This window comes from Rhizobium sp. UFLA01-1127, from assembly GCF_059803845.1.
The window spans coordinates 1-643 of the sequence record NZ_JAUQTZ010000316.1 but is presented as its reverse complement, the minus strand read 5'-3'; the positions used below and the strand labels follow the sequence as shown (position 1 = coordinate 643).

The 643-nt window shown below is 55.5% G+C and carries 1 protein-coding gene; it reads right to left on the bottom strand.

Annotation, left to right across the window (positions count from 1 at the left end; genetic code table 11):
* Nucleotides 1-6: 6 nt before the first annotated feature.
* On the bottom strand, nucleotides 7-585 hold the full coding sequence (locus tag Q4Q11_RS31990; protein ID WP_498572000.1) for a hypothetical protein: 579 nt from the start codon (nucleotides 583-585) through the stop codon (nucleotides 7-9).
* Between the last annotated feature and the right edge of the window lie 58 nt (nucleotides 586-643).

The window sequence follows — 643 nt, the reverse complement described above, 5'->3', positions numbered from 1 at the left end:
GGTCCCTCAGATTTGCGAAATGGCTCGCGACAGGCTCCAAACGACGCCCCATGGTCCGATCGAGTTGTTTGCCATGCTGTCCGATGAAAAAAATGCTTGTCCCTCGATGGGTCTTTTCAAAACAACGGGCGTGTTCGACAGATTGGCCGTTAAATGAAGGTTTGACGACCCCATTTGCCAGTTCACTCCGATGGGCAAGGCGTCTGGATCGTAGGTTGCCACGCAAGTACACACTTCAGCAACGAGCGGTACGATCACTTGATGTCTGAGCTTTAGCAGCTGCTCGTAATAGTCGCCAATTGCCGGGTTCTCGTTCATTTTGTTCCAGCGCAATTTGGCGCTGCGGAAGGTAGCTTCGGCCGTTGGGTCGCACGCGTCCTCCGCTTCGAAGCCCGGCAGGCGCTTCAGTTCCTCCTTGCGGCCAAGTCTTATCTTGGCGTTGAGCTCCTCGTCGAAGTCGCAAAAGAAAGGAAATGGATCGGCGGCACCCCATTCCTCGCCCATGAACAGCATGGGTGTCTGCGGCGAGAGCAGATAGATGGCTGCAATGGCCTTTATGGCCTCGATCGGGTGGGAGGAAATCATGCGATCGCCGCGTGCGCGGTTGCCGATCTGGTCATGGTTCTGGATGAAGGAGATGAAC

Coding starts and splice junctions, on each gene's coding strand:
- Q4Q11_RS31990 (WP_498572000.1), bottom strand. CDS start 585: ATGATTTCCTCCCACCCGATCGAGGCCATAAAGGCCATTGCAGCCATC.